At 58.6% G+C, this 18805-nt stretch carries 12 protein-coding genes; 10 read left to right on the top strand and 2 right to left on the bottom strand.

Annotated features, from left to right (window positions below; genetic code table 11):
- Window positions 1-727: 727 nt before the first annotated feature.
- From AAIS01_RS06065 to AAIS01_RS06055, 3 genes are all read left to right on the top strand, one after another.
- Window positions 728-2155 (top strand): mechanosensitive ion channel domain-containing protein, encoded by a 1428-nt coding sequence (locus AAIS01_RS06065; protein ID WP_343468248.1) that lies wholly within the window; start codon window positions 728-730, stop codon window positions 2153-2155.
- Between the two features lie 459 nt (window positions 2156-2614).
- Window positions 2615-3916, top strand: coding sequence for an OprD family porin (locus tag AAIS01_RS06060; protein WP_431191909.1), 1302 nt, complete (start codon window positions 2615-2617; stop codon window positions 3914-3916).
- Between the two features lie 273 nt (window positions 3917-4189).
- Window positions 4190-6595, top strand: a complete 2406-nt coding sequence (locus AAIS01_RS06055) for a glucose/quinate/shikimate family membrane-bound PQQ-dependent dehydrogenase (protein ID WP_343468247.1) — start codon at window positions 4190-4192, stop codon at window positions 6593-6595.
- A gap of 66 nt (window positions 6596-6661) precedes the next feature.
- Here the strand turns inward: AAIS01_RS06055 and AAIS01_RS06050 are convergent, their stop codons facing one another.
- Entirely contained in the window at window positions 6662-7453 is a 792-nt protein-coding gene (locus AAIS01_RS06050; RefSeq protein WP_343468246.1) for an aldolase, read from the bottom strand.
- A 17-nt stretch (window positions 7454-7470) separates the two neighbouring features.
- Window positions 7471-8175: a haloacid dehalogenase type II gene (locus AAIS01_RS06045; RefSeq protein WP_343468245.1), complete on the bottom strand. Its 705-nt coding sequence runs from the start codon at window positions 8173-8175 to the stop codon at window positions 7471-7473.
- 106 nt (window positions 8176-8281) lie between these two features.
- Between AAIS01_RS06045 and AAIS01_RS06040 the strand changes: the two genes are divergently transcribed.
- The 7 genes from AAIS01_RS06040 to AAIS01_RS06010 all read left to right on the top strand — a co-directional run bounded on the left by AAIS01_RS06040 (window position 8282) and on the right by AAIS01_RS06010 (window position 18805).
- Window positions 8282-9175, top strand: coding sequence for a LysR family transcriptional regulator (locus AAIS01_RS06040; RefSeq protein WP_343468244.1), 894 nt, complete (start codon window positions 8282-8284; stop codon window positions 9173-9175).
- A gap of 229 nt (window positions 9176-9404) precedes the next feature.
- On the top strand, window positions 9405-10163 hold the full coding sequence (locus AAIS01_RS06035) for a molybdopterin cofactor-binding domain-containing protein (protein WP_343468243.1): 759 nt from the start codon (window positions 9405-9407) through the stop codon (window positions 10161-10163).
- An 88-nt stretch (window positions 10164-10251) separates the two neighbouring features.
- Window positions 10252-11463, top strand: a complete 1212-nt coding sequence (locus AAIS01_RS06030; RefSeq protein ID WP_343468362.1) for an alpha/beta fold hydrolase — start codon at window positions 10252-10254, stop codon at window positions 11461-11463.
- Between the two features lie 77 nt (window positions 11464-11540).
- Window positions 11541-12722 (top strand): efflux RND transporter periplasmic adaptor subunit, encoded by a 1182-nt coding sequence (locus AAIS01_RS06025; protein WP_343468242.1) that lies wholly within the window; start codon window positions 11541-11543, stop codon window positions 12720-12722.
- A complete protein-coding gene (locus tag AAIS01_RS06020) occupies window positions 12722-15817 on the top strand; it encodes an efflux RND transporter permease subunit (RefSeq protein ID WP_343468241.1) in 3096 nt (1031 codons plus the stop codon). Before AAIS01_RS06025 ends, AAIS01_RS06020 begins: the two co-directional genes overlap by 1 nt.
- 297 nt (window positions 15818-16114) lie before the next feature.
- Entirely contained in the window at window positions 16115-18340 is a 2226-nt protein-coding gene (locus AAIS01_RS06015; protein ID WP_343468240.1) for a type VI secretion system Vgr family protein, read from the top strand.
- Between the two features lie 18 nt (window positions 18341-18358).
- Window positions 18359-18805, top strand: a complete 447-nt coding sequence (locus AAIS01_RS06010) for a DUF6484 domain-containing protein (RefSeq protein WP_343468239.1) — start codon at window positions 18359-18361, stop codon at window positions 18803-18805.

The raw sequence follows: 18805 nt of genomic DNA, 5'->3' as shown, positions 1-18805 counted from the left end.
TCAACGTTGCCTCTCTGATGCCGTGTGGACAGCACCCTCCACGCAGTTCTCCCTCCAACCACAAGCGCTTCCCACGCCAGGCCTAGACGATTTTTGATAGCTCCCAGCATCTACCCAGATCTCATGCAATGGCCTTCCGTGTCCCGCCGAGCAGGCGAATGACCGCTAATAATATGCAGCGGTGGCGCTGCAACAAAATCCAATAGCGGCTATATGACATATTCGGTCACGAAACACCACGCAAGTGCACCCCGTACCGCCGTCGAACATACCTCCACCATCATTGGATGGACGGATAAAGGTCGGGGCGACGAGACTAATGACCGGGGGAAAGCTAGGTCTATGAACACTAATCGATGAACAGTCGCGCTGATTTAGAGACCATTGAGTCAGCAATCTCGGGCCCTTGATCGACTTATGAACATATGACATCGCCCACTTGTTCAACGGCGTGTGTAGAGCTGTTTACTCATAGCGTCACCTGCACCCTAAAACCGGACTTTGCCACGAATTACCCTTTGCGCATTCGCATCGATCCCGATCAGCGTGCTGCAGCCGCAAACCGAGGCGCTCTTCCAATGGGTTCATTGTCACGATTTGGTTGACAGTCAAACGCTTTAGAGCTGCTTTTTCCTTTTTAGGCCGCCTATTAATCTGTATTCACGGTGCTGCCAAACCTTGATTCAAGGGAGCGCGCGCTACCCACCTTTTTTTACCCGGAGATCACATGCCCATTGTCTACGGTCATCCCTTATCGTGGAGTGCCCTGCTGCTGGTGATCGATGCGCTGATCTGGCATCTCGCGCCGTTCAAGCACCGCGTCACCCGGATCGGGTTGCGTCTGGGCCTGTTCCTGATCTTCAGTGCAATCATCATCAATGCCGACGTCAGCCCGCTGCAGGCGCCCGTGTTTGCCGGTGATCGCGCTGTGCAACTGGGGGCAACGGCCCTTGGGATTCTCTGGTGGCTATATGCTGCGCGGGTGCTCACGGAAATCATCGGTCTGGTGCTGATACGACGCATTGGTCACAGTGGGCGGTTGCTGCAGGATGTCATAGGTGCGCTGGTATTTTTGATCGCGATCGTCGCCGCGGCTGGTTATGTGCTGGAGCTGCCCGTCAAAGGCTTGCTGGCGACCTCTGGAGTCGTGGCGATCGTCGTCGGGCTGGCGTTGCAAAGCACGTTGAGCGACGTGTTTTCCGGCATTGTGCTCAACACCACCAAACCCTATCAGGTGGATGACTGGATCATGATCGACGGCACCGAAGGCAAGGTGCTGGACATCGACTGGCGTGCCACCCACCTGCTCACCAGCGCCGGCAGTACTGCGGTGGTACCGAACTCGGTGGCGGCCAAGGCGAAGATCGTCAACCTGAGCCGACCGAGCAACATGCATGGCGTATCCATTAGTATTCAGGTGCCCAACCACATCCGTCCGCGTCGGGTGTTAGACGCACTGGATCGCACCCTGCAAGGTAGCAGCAGCCTGCTCCTCTCCCCTGCACCTAAAGCTGTGCTCAAGGAGGCCGGTGAAAACATGTCCGAATACGTGGCCAGTGGTTTTATCGCCGAGCTGGGCAGAAAAAGTGAAGTGCGCAATCAGTTGTTCGACCTGGCCCATCGGCACTTGGAAGCGGCTGGTATTTCCCGGCAACTCGATGGTGCGGTTGAACCCACTACCCGAGCGCGAGCGTTGCTGGACGAGGTAAAAATCTTCCGCTCCCTGGGCGAGGACGAACGCGATCGGTTGGCTCAGGCCATGACCCCGCAGCAATACGCGGCGGGACAAGTGGTGCTGGAATTGGGTGAAGTGCCTGACAATCTGTTCGTGATTGCCACCGGAGTGGTCAGCGCCACAGTGCCCGACGACACCCAGCAAACTGAAGTAGGTCGCATGGGGCCGAGCGAAGTCATGGGCGAACAGAGCATCCTCGCCGACACACCGTCCCAGGCCACTTTCACCACACTGACCTCCTGCATCATTTACCGCATCGACAAGTCTCTGACACGCAGTTGCATGGAACAACGCAGCGAAGTAGGCCTGGCATTGAACAAGCTGCAAGCGGTGCGGCAACAGAACAGCCAACTGACGTTGATGGCCAAACCAGCGCCGATCAAAAAAGGAGGTTTGCTTGGGTGGTTGCAGAAGCGTTGAACAATGCTACGTAAAAATGCCCGCACGAGCGGGCATTCATGCCATTCGTGGCGCCAGCCTCCCTGTTCGAGAACCTGTTCACCTGTTGCGCACCGGCGGACTCGCCCGCTGGACACTGCTGACTGCTCCCGAGATGGTGTCTATCGCCTCGGGTGAGTGGAATTAACAACATTTAACTCGCAAGCCACGGCCCTGCAACCAAGAATGAAACCCTCTGCGCATACCTGTTTATCCAAAGGAGGTGGTGCTGACCCTTCGTGTAATGCATTGGCGCATTCCCATCGTTTCAAGGACATTATTATGGCCCACGTTCAGCACAACGTCGCCCGCGCGTCAGCCACACAAACGCGAAAGACCACTACAAGTGGCCTCACGCCTGGGCGGGAAAACCTGGTCAAGCAACTGATCCTCGACCGTCTAAGCGAGCCCCTGGAAGTTACCTCTATTCGGAGGTACACCATGAAGAACCTGGTGCTTTGCTGCTGCCTGTTGTGTGTTGGAAAGGTTATGGCAGCAGACTCGACAGAGCCCGGAACCTCGGGCTTTCTAAAGGACGCAACGCTCAACGTTATCAGCCGAAATTTCTTCTTAAACAATGATAACCGCTCCGAAAACGCCGCGAAAAATTACCAGCGAGAATGGGCACAGGGCTTCATCACGACGTTTGAGTCAGGCTTCACGCCCGGAACATTTGGTTTTGGTGTGGATGTGCATGCTTTTGTCGGGCAAAAACTCGATGGTGGTAAGGGACACTCAGGAACCGGGCTTTTACCCGTCGACAGTGATGGAGAGTCCGCACAAAACTTCAGCGACGGCGGCGGCGTGATCAAGACTCGCCTCTCGCAGACCTTTATCAAGTTCGGCGAGATGGAAGTAGAAACCCCAGTCTTCGACACTTCCGACAAACGTCTGCAACCCGAATACGCAACGGGATGGCTCTTAGAAAGTGACGAGCTTACGGGCATACACTTGGTTGGTGGCAAATTCACGGCATTCAAAAACCAGGATTCCTCCTCTTCTAAAGGGGATTTTGCCGGGTATGGCGTTAACACCGATGTGGGCTCAATCAGCTTCGTTGGGGCTGACTTCACGTCCAACAAGAACCTAGGCGCCAGGCTGTATTCATCCCAGCTAACAGACACTTGGAGACAGTATTACGCGAACGTGTATGCCCGTCGCTGGGATACGTTTGTAGATTTCAACATCTACCGTACGATTGACTACGGGCGCTCAGTGGCGGGAGGCATCAACACAACAGCTTATAGCCTTTCTGCCAAACACAATATTGGCAACCAAGCCTTTACCCTGGCGGTCCAAAAAAATCATGGTGACACGCCTTTCGATTTCGTAGGGGGCGACTCCATATACCTAGCCAACGCCATCAAGTTTGCCGATTTCAATGGCCCCCATGAGCGTTCATACCAAGCCCGCTACGACCTGGATTTCGCATCCATGGGATTTCCTGGGCTCAAGTTCATGTCACGGTATGTGACTGGACGTGATATCGACGGTACTCATGCACCGCAAGGAGGGGCTTACTTCCCTTTTGATCCTAGCGAACAGGAGTATGGCCCTCAGCAAGGCAAAGGCGGGAAGCACTGGGAGCGCGACATTGATCTAAGCTACACCGTCCAGTCCGGGCCGGCGAAAGATCTTTTAGTGCATTTCACCCACGTTTCTCATCGCGCGAACGAAGCACAAGGCGGGCCGGACATCGACCGCATTTACTTTGTCCTTGAGTACAACTTCAAACTGCTGTGATTCCTCACCCGTTGAAGAAATGACGGATCTCAGCGGAGTTTGTCCGATTCCTACCACTTCCTCGTGTTCTATACCTGTCATAAATCCGCTGTCCCCTGACAAAAAAGAGCCTTTTGCCCACGTTTCAACGATCCCTGCAAATCCTGGACGCGCGCTTGGCTTCGATCGGGCGCGTCACTGCGCAGCGAACTACCCTTCCCTCTGTAATTTATGATTTAACTAGATAGTTAGCTATCGATATACTGCTCACATCATTTCAACCGGACATCTAACGTGAAGCAGAGTCAACGCCTCTCGGGCATATCAAAATTCATTCTGGTCGGGCTGGGCGTGATCATCGCCCTCCTCGGCTTGGCACTCGCTGCTGGCGGCATGAAGCTGGTCAGCCTGGGAGGGTCCTGGTACTTCCTGGTGGGTGGCCTGGTGATGGCCGTCTCCGGTGTGCTGATCGCTCGCTTCAAAACGGCCGGTGCCTGGTTGTTCGCCGCGTTTCTGGTGGGCACGGCGATCTGGGCTGTGAGTGATGCCGGGCTGGTTTTCTGGCCGGTATTCTCGCGCTTGTTCATGTTCAGCGCCGTTGGCCTGGCGGTGACGCTGGCCTACCCGCTGCTCAAGCGTGCCAATGGTAGCGTCCCAGGTCGCGGCGCCTATGGCATCGCTGCTGTGTTGGCGATTGCGCTGGCGGTCGCCGCTGGCAACATGTTCGTTGCACACCCGACTGTCGCCGCCACGGGCACTGGCCCGGGACTGACGCCCGTCGAGCCAGCCAACGCGCAAAAGGACTGGGCTCACTACGGTAATACCGAGGGCGGCAGCCGCTTTGTTGCACTGGATCAGATCAACCGCGACAACGTCGGCAAGTTGAAGGTAGCCTGGACGTACCACACGGGTGACGTCGCCGAGAGCGATGGCAATGGCGCCGAAGACCAGCTCACCCCGCTGCAGATCGGCAACAAGGTGTTCATCTGCACCCCGCACAACAACCTGATCGCACTGGATGCCGACACCGGTAAGGAACTCTGGAAAAACGCGATCAACGCGAAGTCGAAAGTCTGGCAGCGTTGCCGTGGCATGGCTTATTTCGATGCCACGAAGACCATCGCTCAGCCAAGCAACTCGTCCATCATCGAGGCCAAACCTGCCACCGCAGCCAAATGCCAGCGCCGTTTGCTGACCAACACCATTGATGCCCGCCTCATCGCGGTCGATGCCGACACCGGTGAGTTCTGTCAGGAGTTCGGCAACAACGGTCAGGTTGATCTGAAGGCTGGCCTGGGTGATGTTCCGGACAGCTATTATCAATTGTCGTCCGCCCCGCTGATGGCGGGCACCACCGTGGTGGTTGGCGGTCGCGTGGCCGACAACGTGCAATCCGACATGCCGGGCGGCGTAATCCGTGGGTTCGATGTGATCACTGGTGCGATGCGCTGGGCATTCGACCCGGGCAACCCGCAGGACCGCCAAGCGCCGGCAGACGGCAGTACTTATGTGCGCAGCACGCCGAACAGCTGGGCGCCGATGTCCTATGACCCGGCGACCAACATGGTGTTCCTGCCGATGGGCAGTTCTTCCACCGACATCTATGGTGTCGAACGCAGCAAGCTCGATCACACCTACGGCGCTTCGATCCTGTCGCTGGACGCCACCAGCGGTGAAGAGCGTTGGGTCTTCCAGACCGTTCACAACGACCTCTGGGACTTTGACCTGCCGATGCAGCCGAGCCTGATCGACTTCACCAAGGACGGCAAAACGGTACCGGCGCTGGTCATTGGCACCAAGGCTGGGCAGATATTTGTGCTGGATCGTGCCACCGGCAAGCCGCTGACCAAGGTTGAGGAAGTACCCGTCAAGGCCGCAAACATACCCAACGAACCGTACTCGCCAACCCAGCCGAAATCGGTGGGCATGCCGCAGATCGGTGCTCAGCACCTGACCGAATCCGACATGTGGGGTGCAACGCCGTACGACCAGCTGTTGTGCCGTATCGATTTCAAATCGATGCGTTATGACGGCCTGTACACTGCGCCGGGTACCGACAAATCGTTGAGTTTTCCAGGTTCGCTGGGTGGCATGAATTGGGGCAGCATCTCCACCGACCCGGTGCACGGCTTCATCTTCGTCAATGACATGCGTCTGGGTCTGTGGATTCAGATGATTCCATCGCAAAACAAAGCTCAAGCCGCTTCCGGTGGCGAAGCGTTGAACACCGGCATGGGCGCCGTGCCGCTGAAGGGCACGCCGTATGCGGTGAACAAAAACCGATTCCTGTCGGTCGCCGGCATTCCTTGTCAGGCACCGCCGTTCGGCACGTTGACCGCCATCGACATGAAGACGCAGAAAATCGCCTGGCAGGTTCCGGTTGGCACCGTTGAAGACACCGGTCCACTGGGTATCCGCATGCACCTGCCGATCAAGATTGGTCTGCCGACCCTTGGCGGCACCCTGTCGACTCAAGGTGGCTTGATCTTCATCGCCGGGACTCAGGACTTCTACCTGCGCGCCTTCAACAGCGGCAACGGTGAAGAGGTGTGGAAAGCTCGCCTGCCAGTCGGCAGTCAGGGCGGCCCGATGACCTACGTCTCACCAAAGACCGGCAAGCAGTACATCGTTGTTACCGCCGGTGGTGCGCGCCAGTCGACCGATCGCGGCGACTATGTGATGGCCTACGCCTTGCCGTAAGCCGCTGTGCCCGCCTCACTGGCGGGCAATCTCTTTGCGTGCGGCCTGTGCTGGGGCCGCGCCGCTTTACACAGGGTTGCGGGGCGATTGTCCTTGATACAGGCGTCGCATAGCACTGCGCAGATGTGCTCTTGCACTTTCGGCATCCCCCTGACGCATTTGCTCGTAAGCACGTTGTGCAATTTCGTGGGGTACTGGCTTGAGATCGCGCTGGGTCGACATCGCCAGCAGTTGCACTTGAGCGGCGCGCTCCAGGTAATACAGATCGTCCCAGGCTTCGGCAATGGTCGGGCCTGCGACGATCACACCGTGGTTCTTCAAAAAAAGCACGTCGGCATTGCCCATGACGCTGGCGATCCGATCACCTTCTGATTCATCAAGGGCCAGGCCGTTGTAGTCCTCGTCCACCGCTGTACGCCCGTAAAATTTCAATGCGGTCTGCCCAAGCCACAACAGCGGCGAGCCTTGCAGCAAGCACAATGCCGTGGCGTGGGGCATGTGCGTATGAAACGCCACTTTCACCCTCGGCAGTAGTTTGTGAAGACGTGCGTGGATATAGAACGCAGTCGCTTCAGGCTGGCCTTCGCCCGCTACGACATGGCCATGGAAATCGCAGACCAGCAGATTGTCGGCGGTAACTTCCTCGAACGCATACCCGTACGGGTTCACGAAAAACACATCATCGCGTCCTGGCACCATGGCAGAGAAGTGATTGCAGATCCCCTCCTCCAGCCTGTGCTGCGCTGCGAGTTGAAAGCACGCGGCCAACTCCAGACGCGCAGTCACGACGGCGGGCGAGTCGAGATCCAGGTCGGTGTAGCGTGCGGGATGGGAACCGCCTACAAGGGTATGTGCCATGGCAATGACTCCGAGGGTTACCAGCCAAGGGATTCGAACAGGGGCACGACTTGATCCAGCGTGCTCAAAACCGCATCGGGTTGGTAGTCGGGGAGCAATTGCCGACCGGTGCCCCGGTCGATCCAGACACAGCGAAACTGCATGTCCCGCGCGGCGGTGTGGTCAAGCGTGGGGCTCGCACAAATATGCACCACTTCATCACGGCTGACGCCCAACTGCTGGTGGGCGTAGTCGAACAGGCGCGGATTTGGCTTGTAAGCACCGGCCTGCTGGGCGGTGATGACCCGGTCAATGTGCCCACCGAGCTGCGCTACGTTGCCGGCAATGATGTCGTCATCGGTGTTGGACACGATGCATAGCTTGAACCCCATTGCCTTCAGGCGGGCGAGCGTTTCGATCACTTCGGGAAACGGCTGCATCTTCGCAATTGCCCCGGCCAATTGCAGGCTGTCCCCGGCCGAACTGGGCAATCCCAGTTCCTCCAGCGCGAGCTGCAACCCGAGCGTGCTCAACTCACGGAACGAGCGATACGGCGGGATTTGCTCCAGCCGATGTTCATGGCGGTCGTACACTTGGATCAATCGATCGACATCGACACTGTGATCACCTTTGACCTCCAGAATTTGTGCGGCTATGTCCTTCAAGCCTTCATCCCATTGAATCAGCGTGCCGTAGCAATCGAAGGTCAGCCATTTGGGACGCGAGGTATTGTTGAGTGGCATGTTGTTTTCCTCAGAGGGTGATCTTTAGCTTACGAGCGAACGGTGTTAGTTTGAAATTAAATTAATATTGCTCTGTCAGTTGAAAATCGAATATCAAGGATTCGCTATGCTCGATCTCGAACTCCTCAAAACGTTTGTTTGCGTGGTCGACGAAGGCAGCTTCACACGAGCCGCCGAACGAGTGCACCGCACCCAATCGACTGTGAGTCAACAGGTGCGAAAACTGGAAAAAATGGTCGGCCATACGTTGCTGCTTCGAGACCGGACGGGGCAGAACATCAGCGTCAATGAACACGGCGAGATACTGATTCAGTATGCCCGGCGCCTGCTGGCCATGTCCTCGGAAGCGCTGGAAACCCTGGCCAGTGATCTTGATCTGGAAATTCTGCGCGTCGGTGTACCGGAAGATTTCGACTCACGGCGCATGGCGAGTATCCTCGCCGGCTTCAACCGGGCCCGACCCGAAGCACGACTGGAAACCATCAGCGGCATGAGTACAGATCTCAAGCAGAAGCTTGCGACGGGTGCCATTGACATTGCATTGGTCAAGCGTGAACCAGACAGCGGGCCTAGTTGGGCGACATGGCCGGAGCGGCTGGTGTGGGTCAGAGGTGTAGAGAGCAACTTCGCCGACGGTGTATTGCCCTTGGCGCTGTTTCCGCAGGGCTGCATTTATCGGCAACGGGCGATCCGCTTGTTAGATGTGGCACAGCGGCCATGGCGGGTTGCATTTGGCAGTCATAGTCTGACGAGCATACAAGCAGCGGTGGCATCCGGGCTTGGCGTCTCAGTGCTGCCCGTTTCGGCGGTGTTACCAGAACATACCGTGTGCACAGATCTTCCTGAATTAGCGCCAACCGAGTTGGCGCTGATCAGCCGCGAGGGCGCTCTGACCGGATTGCAGCGAGGGCTGGTGGAGTTTCTACGACAAGAGTTGGCCGAGCCATCAAAACAATCAAATCCAGCTTCGGCAAACGCCTGGGCCATTGGTGCACCTTAGCCACCTAGCCCGACAAAGCCCGCTTTCGTATCGGGTATTGCGCCTGCTCAATAACGGGCAAATCCGTTTAGTGGTCGTTCTGACCAGCCTCTAGCGACTGACCTTCACATTGGGAGAAATCCGCGTTTGACATGTTCCTGTCAGGCACTCGTCACCCTGACGTCAGCTCCGCCCGCCTAAAGTAACGCCATGATTGGTCTTGCGATGTCAGCTGGAAGGAGAAACGCAAATGAGCCACCCTGACGCCCACCACAGCGCTCTTAATCAATTCACCTGGCCATCGACGCTTGACAGCAATCTGGATAGAAAAGACCTGCTGCTCTGCGTGTTCGCCGAACAGCGATTCATGGCCGCGCAGGTCCGAGCCTGCAAGCTGGATCAAAAGGACTACTTGCTGTCCCTGATTGATTCGGCATCCACGGTGAGCGACGGCAGCGGGCCGCCATCAGGTTTCGACGCCAATCGAATGCGCAACGTCATCGCCGAAGCGACCACCAAGGGGCATTGGGGCAAACCCTCAGGACATGGCCGAGCGCAGGGCATCGCCGCACACTATGACTCGCAGACCTGCGTGGCAGTCGTGCTCGACGTCGAGGTGAGTGACGAGGGGCACGTGAGCGTTCATGACGTGGTGGTTGTCGCGGACTTGGGGCTTGCAGAAAACCCTGGTCGCCTGCGCTCGCAGCTTAAAGGCGCCTGCCTGATGGGGGTGGCGTTCGTGACGTCCGGTGATAATGGCCCCACCACGGATAATCCGAGCCCGGTAGATGACAATTGCACCAACTGGCCCCTCCTCTCGCTGCTGCCGAGGCAAATCGCGGTGTACCTGATCAACCCCACTCAGACCCTTGAGGCCCGCCAGCCCAGCCAGCTGATTTACGTGCCTGTCGTCCGGGCTTTGTGCAATGCGATTTGCAACGCCACGGGCGCCCGTCCCGGCCACTTGCCGTTCAGAAGCCAATTGCTCGAAAGAACGGTATATCGATGACACCGCCTGCGGGGTACATCTGTCGTTTTTGATGGAATATCAACACGGACACACAGGAAAACCGATGAAAGCATTCTACGCGCTCTTGATGATCGGCCTTGTCGGTTGCGCGCGCCCTCCGGTCGAGGTCGCCCAGCCGGCGCCGGTCAGCTTCGGTGACTATCGCCTGCAAACCCTGGCACAGATTGAGCGCAATCGGCAGTTCCAGAATCCCGACCACACCTTGGAACTGGCCTGGAACGCTCCCCGTGAGTGGGTGCCCGCGCAGCCCAATGGTAGAGGCGTTCTTCTGGTTCACGGCCTTGGCGATTCGCCCGGCTCGTTCGTAGATATCGCGACACAACTGGCCAGCCAAGGGTATCGGGTACGCACCGTGTTGCTGCCCGGACACGGCACGCGGCCGGCCGATATGCTCGACGTTGACATCAATGATTGGCGTCGCACAGTGGAACAACAGGTGACGCTGCTGCGCAAGGATGTCGGCCAAGTCTATCTGGGCGGCTTCTCCACCGGTGCCAACCTGGTTGTGGCTTACGCCATGGACGATCAGTCGATCGCCGGGCTGTTGCTGTTTTCCCCGGCGTTCAAGTCCAATGTTGCGTTTGATTGGGTGTTGCCGTGGCTGGCGAAGGTCGAGCCGTGGCTACGGCAGCCGTCCAGCACGGCCCCGCAGCAGACGTCACTGCGCTACCAGAACGTGCCGACCAATGGCTTCGCTCAGTTTTACCTGAGCAGTACCGCCGTGCGCAGCAAGCTGGCAGCGCAGGCGTTCGACCGCCCGGTCCTGGTGGTCAGTGCGGCCCATGACTCGGTGGTGGATGTGGAGTTTGTCCGGGACGCCTTCAATCGGCGCTTCCCCAACCCGGCGTCGCGGATGATCTGGTACGGCAACCTAGCCAACGAACTGCAACGTCCACGCCTGCTGGTGCGCAGCGACCAGATGCCGGCCGAACACATCAGTCAGTTTTCCCATATGGGCGTGCTGTTCTCCCCCGACAATCCGCAATATGGTCGCCAAGGTAACCAGCGCCTGTGCTGGAACGGCCAGAGCGACATGGCGTACCAGCAATGCCAGGCCGGTGGCCCAGTCTGGTATTCGGACTGGGGTTATCGTGAGCCCGGCAAAGTTCACGCACGGTTGACCTACAACCCGTATTTCACCTGGCAATCCGAGGTGATGGCGCAGGTGTTGGAGGCCGGGGCTCAAGTGAATCCCGGCGACCCGGGCATTGGCGCTGGCGATGGCGCTGCAAATGCCAGCGATCGCCCAAATGCTCGGTCCGAACTGGCCATGGATTGATTGCGATATCGAATACCCGGTTTCGCTGGACCGTTTCGTTGGTTGTGAACTTTAAATTCCGCAGGGAAGTTGTCGTCATGTTGCAATCGAAGATCCCCAGTACCTTTTTCAGTGTGTCGCTGACACTTGGCAGCTTGTTGATCATAGGGGGCGCAACTTGGTGGTTGTGGTCGCGAGAGTCGGTGGCTGCTGTGACAACCGCCCCGCCTTCGGTTCCGGTCAGTACAATCGAAATGCGCCACCGCGACGTGCCTGTACTCATCCACGCGATAGGTCACGTGCGTTCTCTGCACAGCGTTGAAATCCGCTCCCAGCTTGACGGCTTTCTGCTGGAATTGCCGGTCAAAGAAGGTCAGGTCGTCAAGCGCGGAGATCTCCTGGCACGTATCGATGATCGCGCCATCATTGCCGCTCTGGAGCACGCCAAGGCACAAACGGCTGTGGCTCAAGCGCAGTTGGCTTCGGCGAGCCTTGATCTCAAGCGTTACCGGGCACTGGCCAAGACCCAGGCGATATCGGCGCAAACCCTCGACCAGCAAGAAGCGATGGTTGCTCAATTGCGCGCAACGGTGCAGAGCCAGCAAGCGACCGTCACCGCCAATCAGGTGCAGTTGTCCCACACCCGCATCCTGTCCCCTACTGATGGTCGGATCGGCATCCGTAACGTTCATGAAGGCAGTTATGTCCGGGCCAGTGATACGCAAGCCTTGTTTTCAGTGGTTCAGCTGGACCCGATCAGCATCGAGGCCGCGCTTCCCCAGGCGCTCCTGCCGCAGTTGCGTACGCTGGTTGCCGGCTCAGGACAAGCACCAGTGATCCTTCGCGCGTACTCGGGCGACGGCGGTGAACTTTTGAGCGAGGGAAGCCTGAGCCTGATCGATAACCGGGTTTCCGACGCCACTGGGACGGTGCGAATCAAAGGCGACTTTGCGAACGTCCAGGGACGCCTATGGCCGGATCAATCGGTGGTGATCACTGTGCAGGCCGCGATACTGCGCGAGGCCATGGTGGTGCCGCAGCGTGCTCTGCGACAGGGCGCGCAAAATGCATTCGTCTGGCGCGTCAGAGACGGCAAGGCCGCTCCTCAGCCAGTGACGGTCACCTACGCCGACGCTGACATTGCGGTGGTCGAAGGCGTTGAAGCCGGCGACCGGATCGTTGACGACGGCCACTCCCGGCTGCGTCCGGGCACGCAGGTGCATATTCTTGAGGGACGCGATACAGCACCCTCCTCGATCGCCCGCGGAAGTGTTTTCTAATGGCCGCTCGCAATGTCTACGCCTGGTGTATGGATCACCCCATCGGCACTATTTTGTTGAGTTTTGCTCTGGTATTGCTTGGGGTGATCGCCTACCCCCGTTTGTCCATCGCACCGTTGCCAGAAGCCGATTTTCCGACGATCCAGATCACCGCGACACTGCCGGGAGCCAGTGCCCAGACCATGGCCTCCTCGGTAGCGACGCCGCTGGAAGTCGAACTGAGCTCGATACCCGGCATTACCGAGATGACCTCGGCCAGTTCGTTGAGCATGCTGACGCTGACGCTGCAGTTCACGCTGGACAAAAATATCGACGCCGCCGCGCAGGAAGTCCAGGCGGCAATCAATAATGCGTCGGCGCGTTTGCCCAGCGACATGCCTAGCCTGCCGGTATGGCGCAAGGTCAATCCTGCCGACAGTCCGATCCTGATTCTCAGCGCTTACTCCGCTAACTTGTCGCCGATGGAAGTCAGTGACCTGGCCAATACCGTGCTCTCTCGCCAACTCAGTCAACTGGCGGGGGTTGGCCTGATCAACATTGTGGGCGAGCGCCGTCCGGCGATCCGTATCCAGGCCCGTCCAGACGTTCTCGCCGCTGCCGGCGTGACATTGGCAGACATCCGCACCGCAGTGCAGAGGGCCAGCGTCAATCTGCCCAAGGGGGCTTTGTTCGGTAAACACCGAATCTCCAATCTGGAAGTCAACGATCAGCTCTTCGAACCCCATGAATATGACGATGTGATTGTCACCTACCGCAACGGCTCGGCCGTGCGGGTACGGGATCTGGCACGCGTCACGTTGGGCTCGGAGGATGACTACACGCAAAGCTGGCCCAATGGCCAATCGGGCGTCGTACTCGTGATCCGGCGACAGCCGGGGGCCAACATCGTCGCCACCGTCGATCGGATTCAGGCAGCCCTCCCCCAACTCAAGGCGTCCTTGCCAGCAGACATGACGGTCGAGGTGTTGAACGACCGGACCCGCACCATCCGCTCGTCCTTGCATGAGGTGGAGTTGACGCTGGGCATCGCGATCGTTCTGGTCATCGGCGTCATGGCGTTGTTCCTGCGACAACTGTCAGCCACGCTGATCGTCACCACTGTACTGGGGGTATCGTTGGTGTCGACATGCGCGGCGATGTACCTGGCCGGTTTCAGCCTGAACAACCTGACGCTGGTGGCGATTGTTATCGCGGTCGGTTTCATCGTCGATGATGCGATCGTAGTGATCGAAAACATCCACCGACACCTGGAGCTGGGTGCGGACAAACGCACAGCGGCGCTCAAGGGCATCAGTGAAATCGGCTTTACGGTGGTGTCCATCAGTGTGTCGCTGATTGCCGCCTTCATCCCCCTGCTCTTCATGGGCGGGGTGATCGGTCGATTGTTCCGCGAGTTTGCCCTGACCTCCGTGGCCGCCATCATGATTTCGGCAGTGGTCTGCCTGACCCTGGCCCCGACGCTCGCCTCCCTTTTCATGAAGGCGCCCAGTCATCGTGTGAAGTCGGACAAAGACTTCTTCGCCGCTTTGCTGAAGCTCTACGATCGCACATTGACTTGGACCCTGGGTCATCAGCGAATCATGCTAGGCGTGTTTTTTGGAACCGTGGCCCTCAGCGTGGCCAGTTTCATCGCGATTCCCAAAGGCTTCTTTCCGTTGCAGGACACAGCCTTCATCCTAGGATTTACCCAGGCCTCGGCTGACATCCCCTATGAGGAGATGGTCGAGAAACACAAACAACTGGAAGCGATTTTCAGCAAGGATCCTGCGGTCATCAGTTATAACCACGCCGTCGGTGGCACCATCACCGACTCGATCGGCAATGGTCGGGTCTGGCTGGTGTTGAACGACCCGGGGGAGCGCGACGAGACGGTCAGTCAGGTTATCGACCGGTTACGCCCGCAACTGGCACAAGTGCCTGGCATCCAGGTGTTTCTGCGCGCCGTGCAGGACATCAACCTCAGTGCCGGCCTGCCCCGTGCGCAGTACCAATACGTGTTGCGGGCGCAGAGCAGTGCCGAGCTGGCGACCTGGGCCACCGCGCTGACTGATCGGCTGCGAGCCAACCCGCTGTTCCGTGATGCTTCCCATGACTTGCAACTGGACGCCAACACCACCCGTATCACCCTGGATCGCGACGAGGCCGCACGCTATGGCTTCACCGCCCAAGACCTGGACAACGCGCTGTACGATGCCTTCGGGCAACGGCAGATAAGCGAGTACCAGACCGAGGTCAACCAATACCAAGTGATACTCGAGCTGAGCACGGCACAGCGCGGCAATACCGAAAGCCTCAGTTACTTCCATCTGCGTTCCCCGCTGACCGGGCAGATGGTGCCACTGCTCACGTTTGCGCGGATCGAGCCGCCGGCGAGCGGCCCTGTGGTCATCAACCACAACGGCATGCTGCCGGCCGCCAATCTGTCTTTCAACCTCGCCCCTGGCGTGGCACTCGGGCAGGCGGTGGCGGCACTTCAGGACATCGAACGCGAGATCGGCATGCCGACGTCAGTCAACGGCACCTTCCAGGGCTCTGCCCAGGCGTTCCAGTCGTCCCTGGCCAGCCAACCGTTTTTGATCCTGGCGGCGTTGGTGGCCGTCTACATCATTCTGGGTGTGCTTTATGAAAGCCTGGTGCATCCACTGACCATCCTTTCAACCCTGCCGTCAGCCTGCATTGGCGCGATTGTGTTGCTGTGGGCCTGGCAATTGGACTTTTCGATCATGGCACTGATCGGCCTGATCCTGCTGATCGGCATCGTCAAGAAAAACGGTATTCTGCTGATCGACTTCGCCATCCACGCGCAGCGCGAACGCAACCTCTCCGCTCGCGACGCCATCCATCAGGCGTGCCTGGCGCGTTTTCGGCCGATTCTCATGACCACGCTGGCCGCCCTGCTCGGTGCCGTGCCCTTGATGATGGCCTTCGGTACGGGTGCCGAGTTGCGCGAACCGCTCGGGGTCGCAATTGTCGGTGGCTTGATGCTCAGCCAGGTGCTGACATTGCTGACGACGCCGGTGGTGTTCGTGACACTCGATCACCTGTGCCACCGGAAAAAAGCTCAGCCTGTCGCCAACCTGGAGCACTCCGTGTGATTTGCAGACCGTCACGCCTTGCCAAGGAAGGCTTCGACACCAGCCGCCCGCCCTCCGGCAGTTGCCCCCCGACACATGTGCTATTGTCAGAGAGACGGATCTAATCGTACGTCTGCTCTGGCTCAGTGCAGATCGCAGGGCCGATATGGAGATCACCTCTGTGGTGAATGTACACCGATTGTTCGACACAAGATTGTTCGACACAACGCCTCCTGCTCCCCCCTATGGCGACGACCTTGAGTACGCCGTCTTCCTTACGGCCAACTGACGCCCGAACACGAGCCAAGGAAGCCGTCGATGGCAATCACTCAAAACAACCGTTTGGTACAGGTCGACAGCCCCCTCGGCGGCGATGTCCTGGTGCTGCAGAGCATGGATGGCAGCGAAGAGTTGGGGCGGTTGTTTCACTACGAACTGGACCTTACCTCCGAGGACCGGGCGATCAAGTTCGATCAATTGCTGGGCAAACCGATGGGTCTGACCCTGGAGTTGTACAACGGAGGCAAACGCTATTTCCACGGCATTGTCAGCAGTTGCCGGCAACTGACCGGCCACGGCCAGTTCGCGGGTTATCGGGTGAGTCTGCGACCATGGTTCTGGCTGCTCACGCGGACCTCGGACTGTCGGATTTTCCAGAACAAGACCGTGCCGGACATCATCAAGCAGGTGTTTCGCGACCTCGGTTTTTCTGATTTTGAAGACAGCCTCAGCGCCAGCTACCGTGAGTGGGAATATTGCGTTCAGTACCGCGAGAGCAGCTTCGATTTCGTCAGCCGGCTGATGGAACAGGAAGGCATCTATTACTACTTCCGCCATGAAAAGGAGCGTCATGTACTGGTGCTGGCCGACGCCTATGGCGCTCACTCCGCGCCGGCGGACTACGACTCGGTCCCCTTCTATCCGCCCGATCGGCAAATGCGCGAACGCGATCATTTCTACGACTGGCAACTGGCGCGGGAAGTCCAGCCCGGTTCACTGGCGCTGAACGACTATGACTTCCTGCGCCCGCGCGCCAGCCTTGAGGTGCGCTCCAGTGTGGTACGCAACCACAGCAACGCTGACCACCCGCTTTATGACTACCCGGGCGAATACCTGCAAAGCAACGATGGCGATCACTACGCACGCACCCGCATCGAAGCCATTCATAGCCAGTTCGAGCGCGTGCAGTTGCGTGGCCGGGCCCGTGGGCTGGGCTCCGGCCATTTGTTCACGCTGACGGGGTACGACCGTGCGGACCAGAATCGCGAATACCTGGTGGTGGTCGCGCGCTATCAGATCCGTCAGGAAGTCTATGAAAGCGGACAGTCAGACTCGGCTGAACAGTTCGTCAGCGAGCTGGACTGCATGGATGCCGGCCAGGCCTTCCGCCCTCTCCCTCTGACGCCCATGCCCATTGTCCGTGGGCCGCAGACCGCCGTGGTGGTTGGCCCCAATGGCGAGGAGATCTGGACCGACCAGTATGGCCGGGTCAAGGTGCATTTCCACTGGGATCGCCATGACCAATCCAACGAAAACAGTTCCTGCTGGATTCGCGTGTCCCAAGCCTGGGCTGGCAAGAACTGGGGGGCGGTACAGATCCCGCGGATCGGTCAGGAAGTGATCGTCAGCTTCCTCGAAGGCGACCCGGACCGGCCGATCATCACCGGTCGCGTCTACAACGCCGAACAGACCGTGCCCTACAAGCTGCCCGCCAATGCCACTCAGAGTGGCGTGAAAAGTCGTTCAAGCAAGGACGGTTCACCGGCCAACTTCAATGAGATTCGCATGGAGGACAAGAAAGGCGCGGAGCAGCTGTATATCCATGCCGAGAAGAACCAGGACATCGAGGTCGAGAACGACGAGACCCATTGGGTCGGCCACGACCGCAGCAAGACCATCGACAACGACGAAACCGTGCACGTCAAACACGACCGTACTGAGACGGTGGACAACAACGAAACCATCCAAATCGGGGTGGACCGCAAGGAAACCGTCGGCAACAACGAAACCATCTCCATCGGCGTGAACCGCACCGAAGATGTGGGCAGCGACGAGAAAATCACCATTGGCGCCAACCGCACTGAAAAGGTGGGCCGCAACGAGACCATCACCATCGGCGCGGACCGCACGGAAAAGGTCGGTGCCAACGAAAATATCACCATCGTCAGCAACCGCACCGAAGACGTGGGCGGTAACGAGACCATCGGCATCACCGGCAACCGCAACGAAACGGTCAAAGGCAACGAAGGGATCGAGATCAATGGCAACCAGAGCACCCAGATCGGCCAGAACGAATCCCGCGACGTCGCCCGCAACCGCACCACCAACATCAAGCAGAACGACAGCCTGGACGTTGGCAAGAACTTTGTCCTCAACGCCGGCGACTCCATCAGCCTGACCACGGGCGATGCCAGCATCACTTTGAAAAAGGACGGCACCATCATGATTCGTGGCAAGAACATCACCATCGATGGCTCCGGCGCCATCAACGTCAAGGCCAACAGGAACGTGGTGATCAAGGGACAGAAGATTTTGCAGAACTAGAACAGTGGAGATATCTCTATGACGGTTCAACAGCCCCTCCCCACCCAGGCCCGCATAGACACAGTCGTCATCGGCACCCTGCTCGATCTGCCGTACGCCAACGCGCCCACGGTCACTTACCCAGGTTGCGCGAACAGCAGTGGCATCGTTGCGCGTAACACTGCGTTGCTAAGCCCTGGGGACATCGGTTGTCAGGTGGCGTTGATGTTCGAAGGAGGCGACCCGGCCCGTCCGCTGGTGATCGGTCTTCTGCTTGGCGCGCCGGCCTCACCAGCGCCCTTCGCCAGCGTGCGGCTGGATGAGCAACGTCTTGAGCTGAGCGCCGAACGCGAGATCGTCCTGCGTTGCGGCAAAGCCAGCATCACCCTGACCCGCGCGGGCAAAGTGATCATCCAGGGCGTCTACCTGTCCAGCCGTTCCAGCGGGGTCAACCGCATAAAGGGTGGTTCGGTGCAGATCAACTAG

This window comes from Pseudomonas halotolerans (genome assembly GCF_039581215.1).
In the GTDB taxonomy this organism is placed as follows: Bacteria; Pseudomonadota; Gammaproteobacteria; order Pseudomonadales; family Pseudomonadaceae; genus Aquipseudomonas; species Aquipseudomonas tehranensis.
This window is presented reverse-complemented; position numbering and strand designations above follow the sequence as displayed.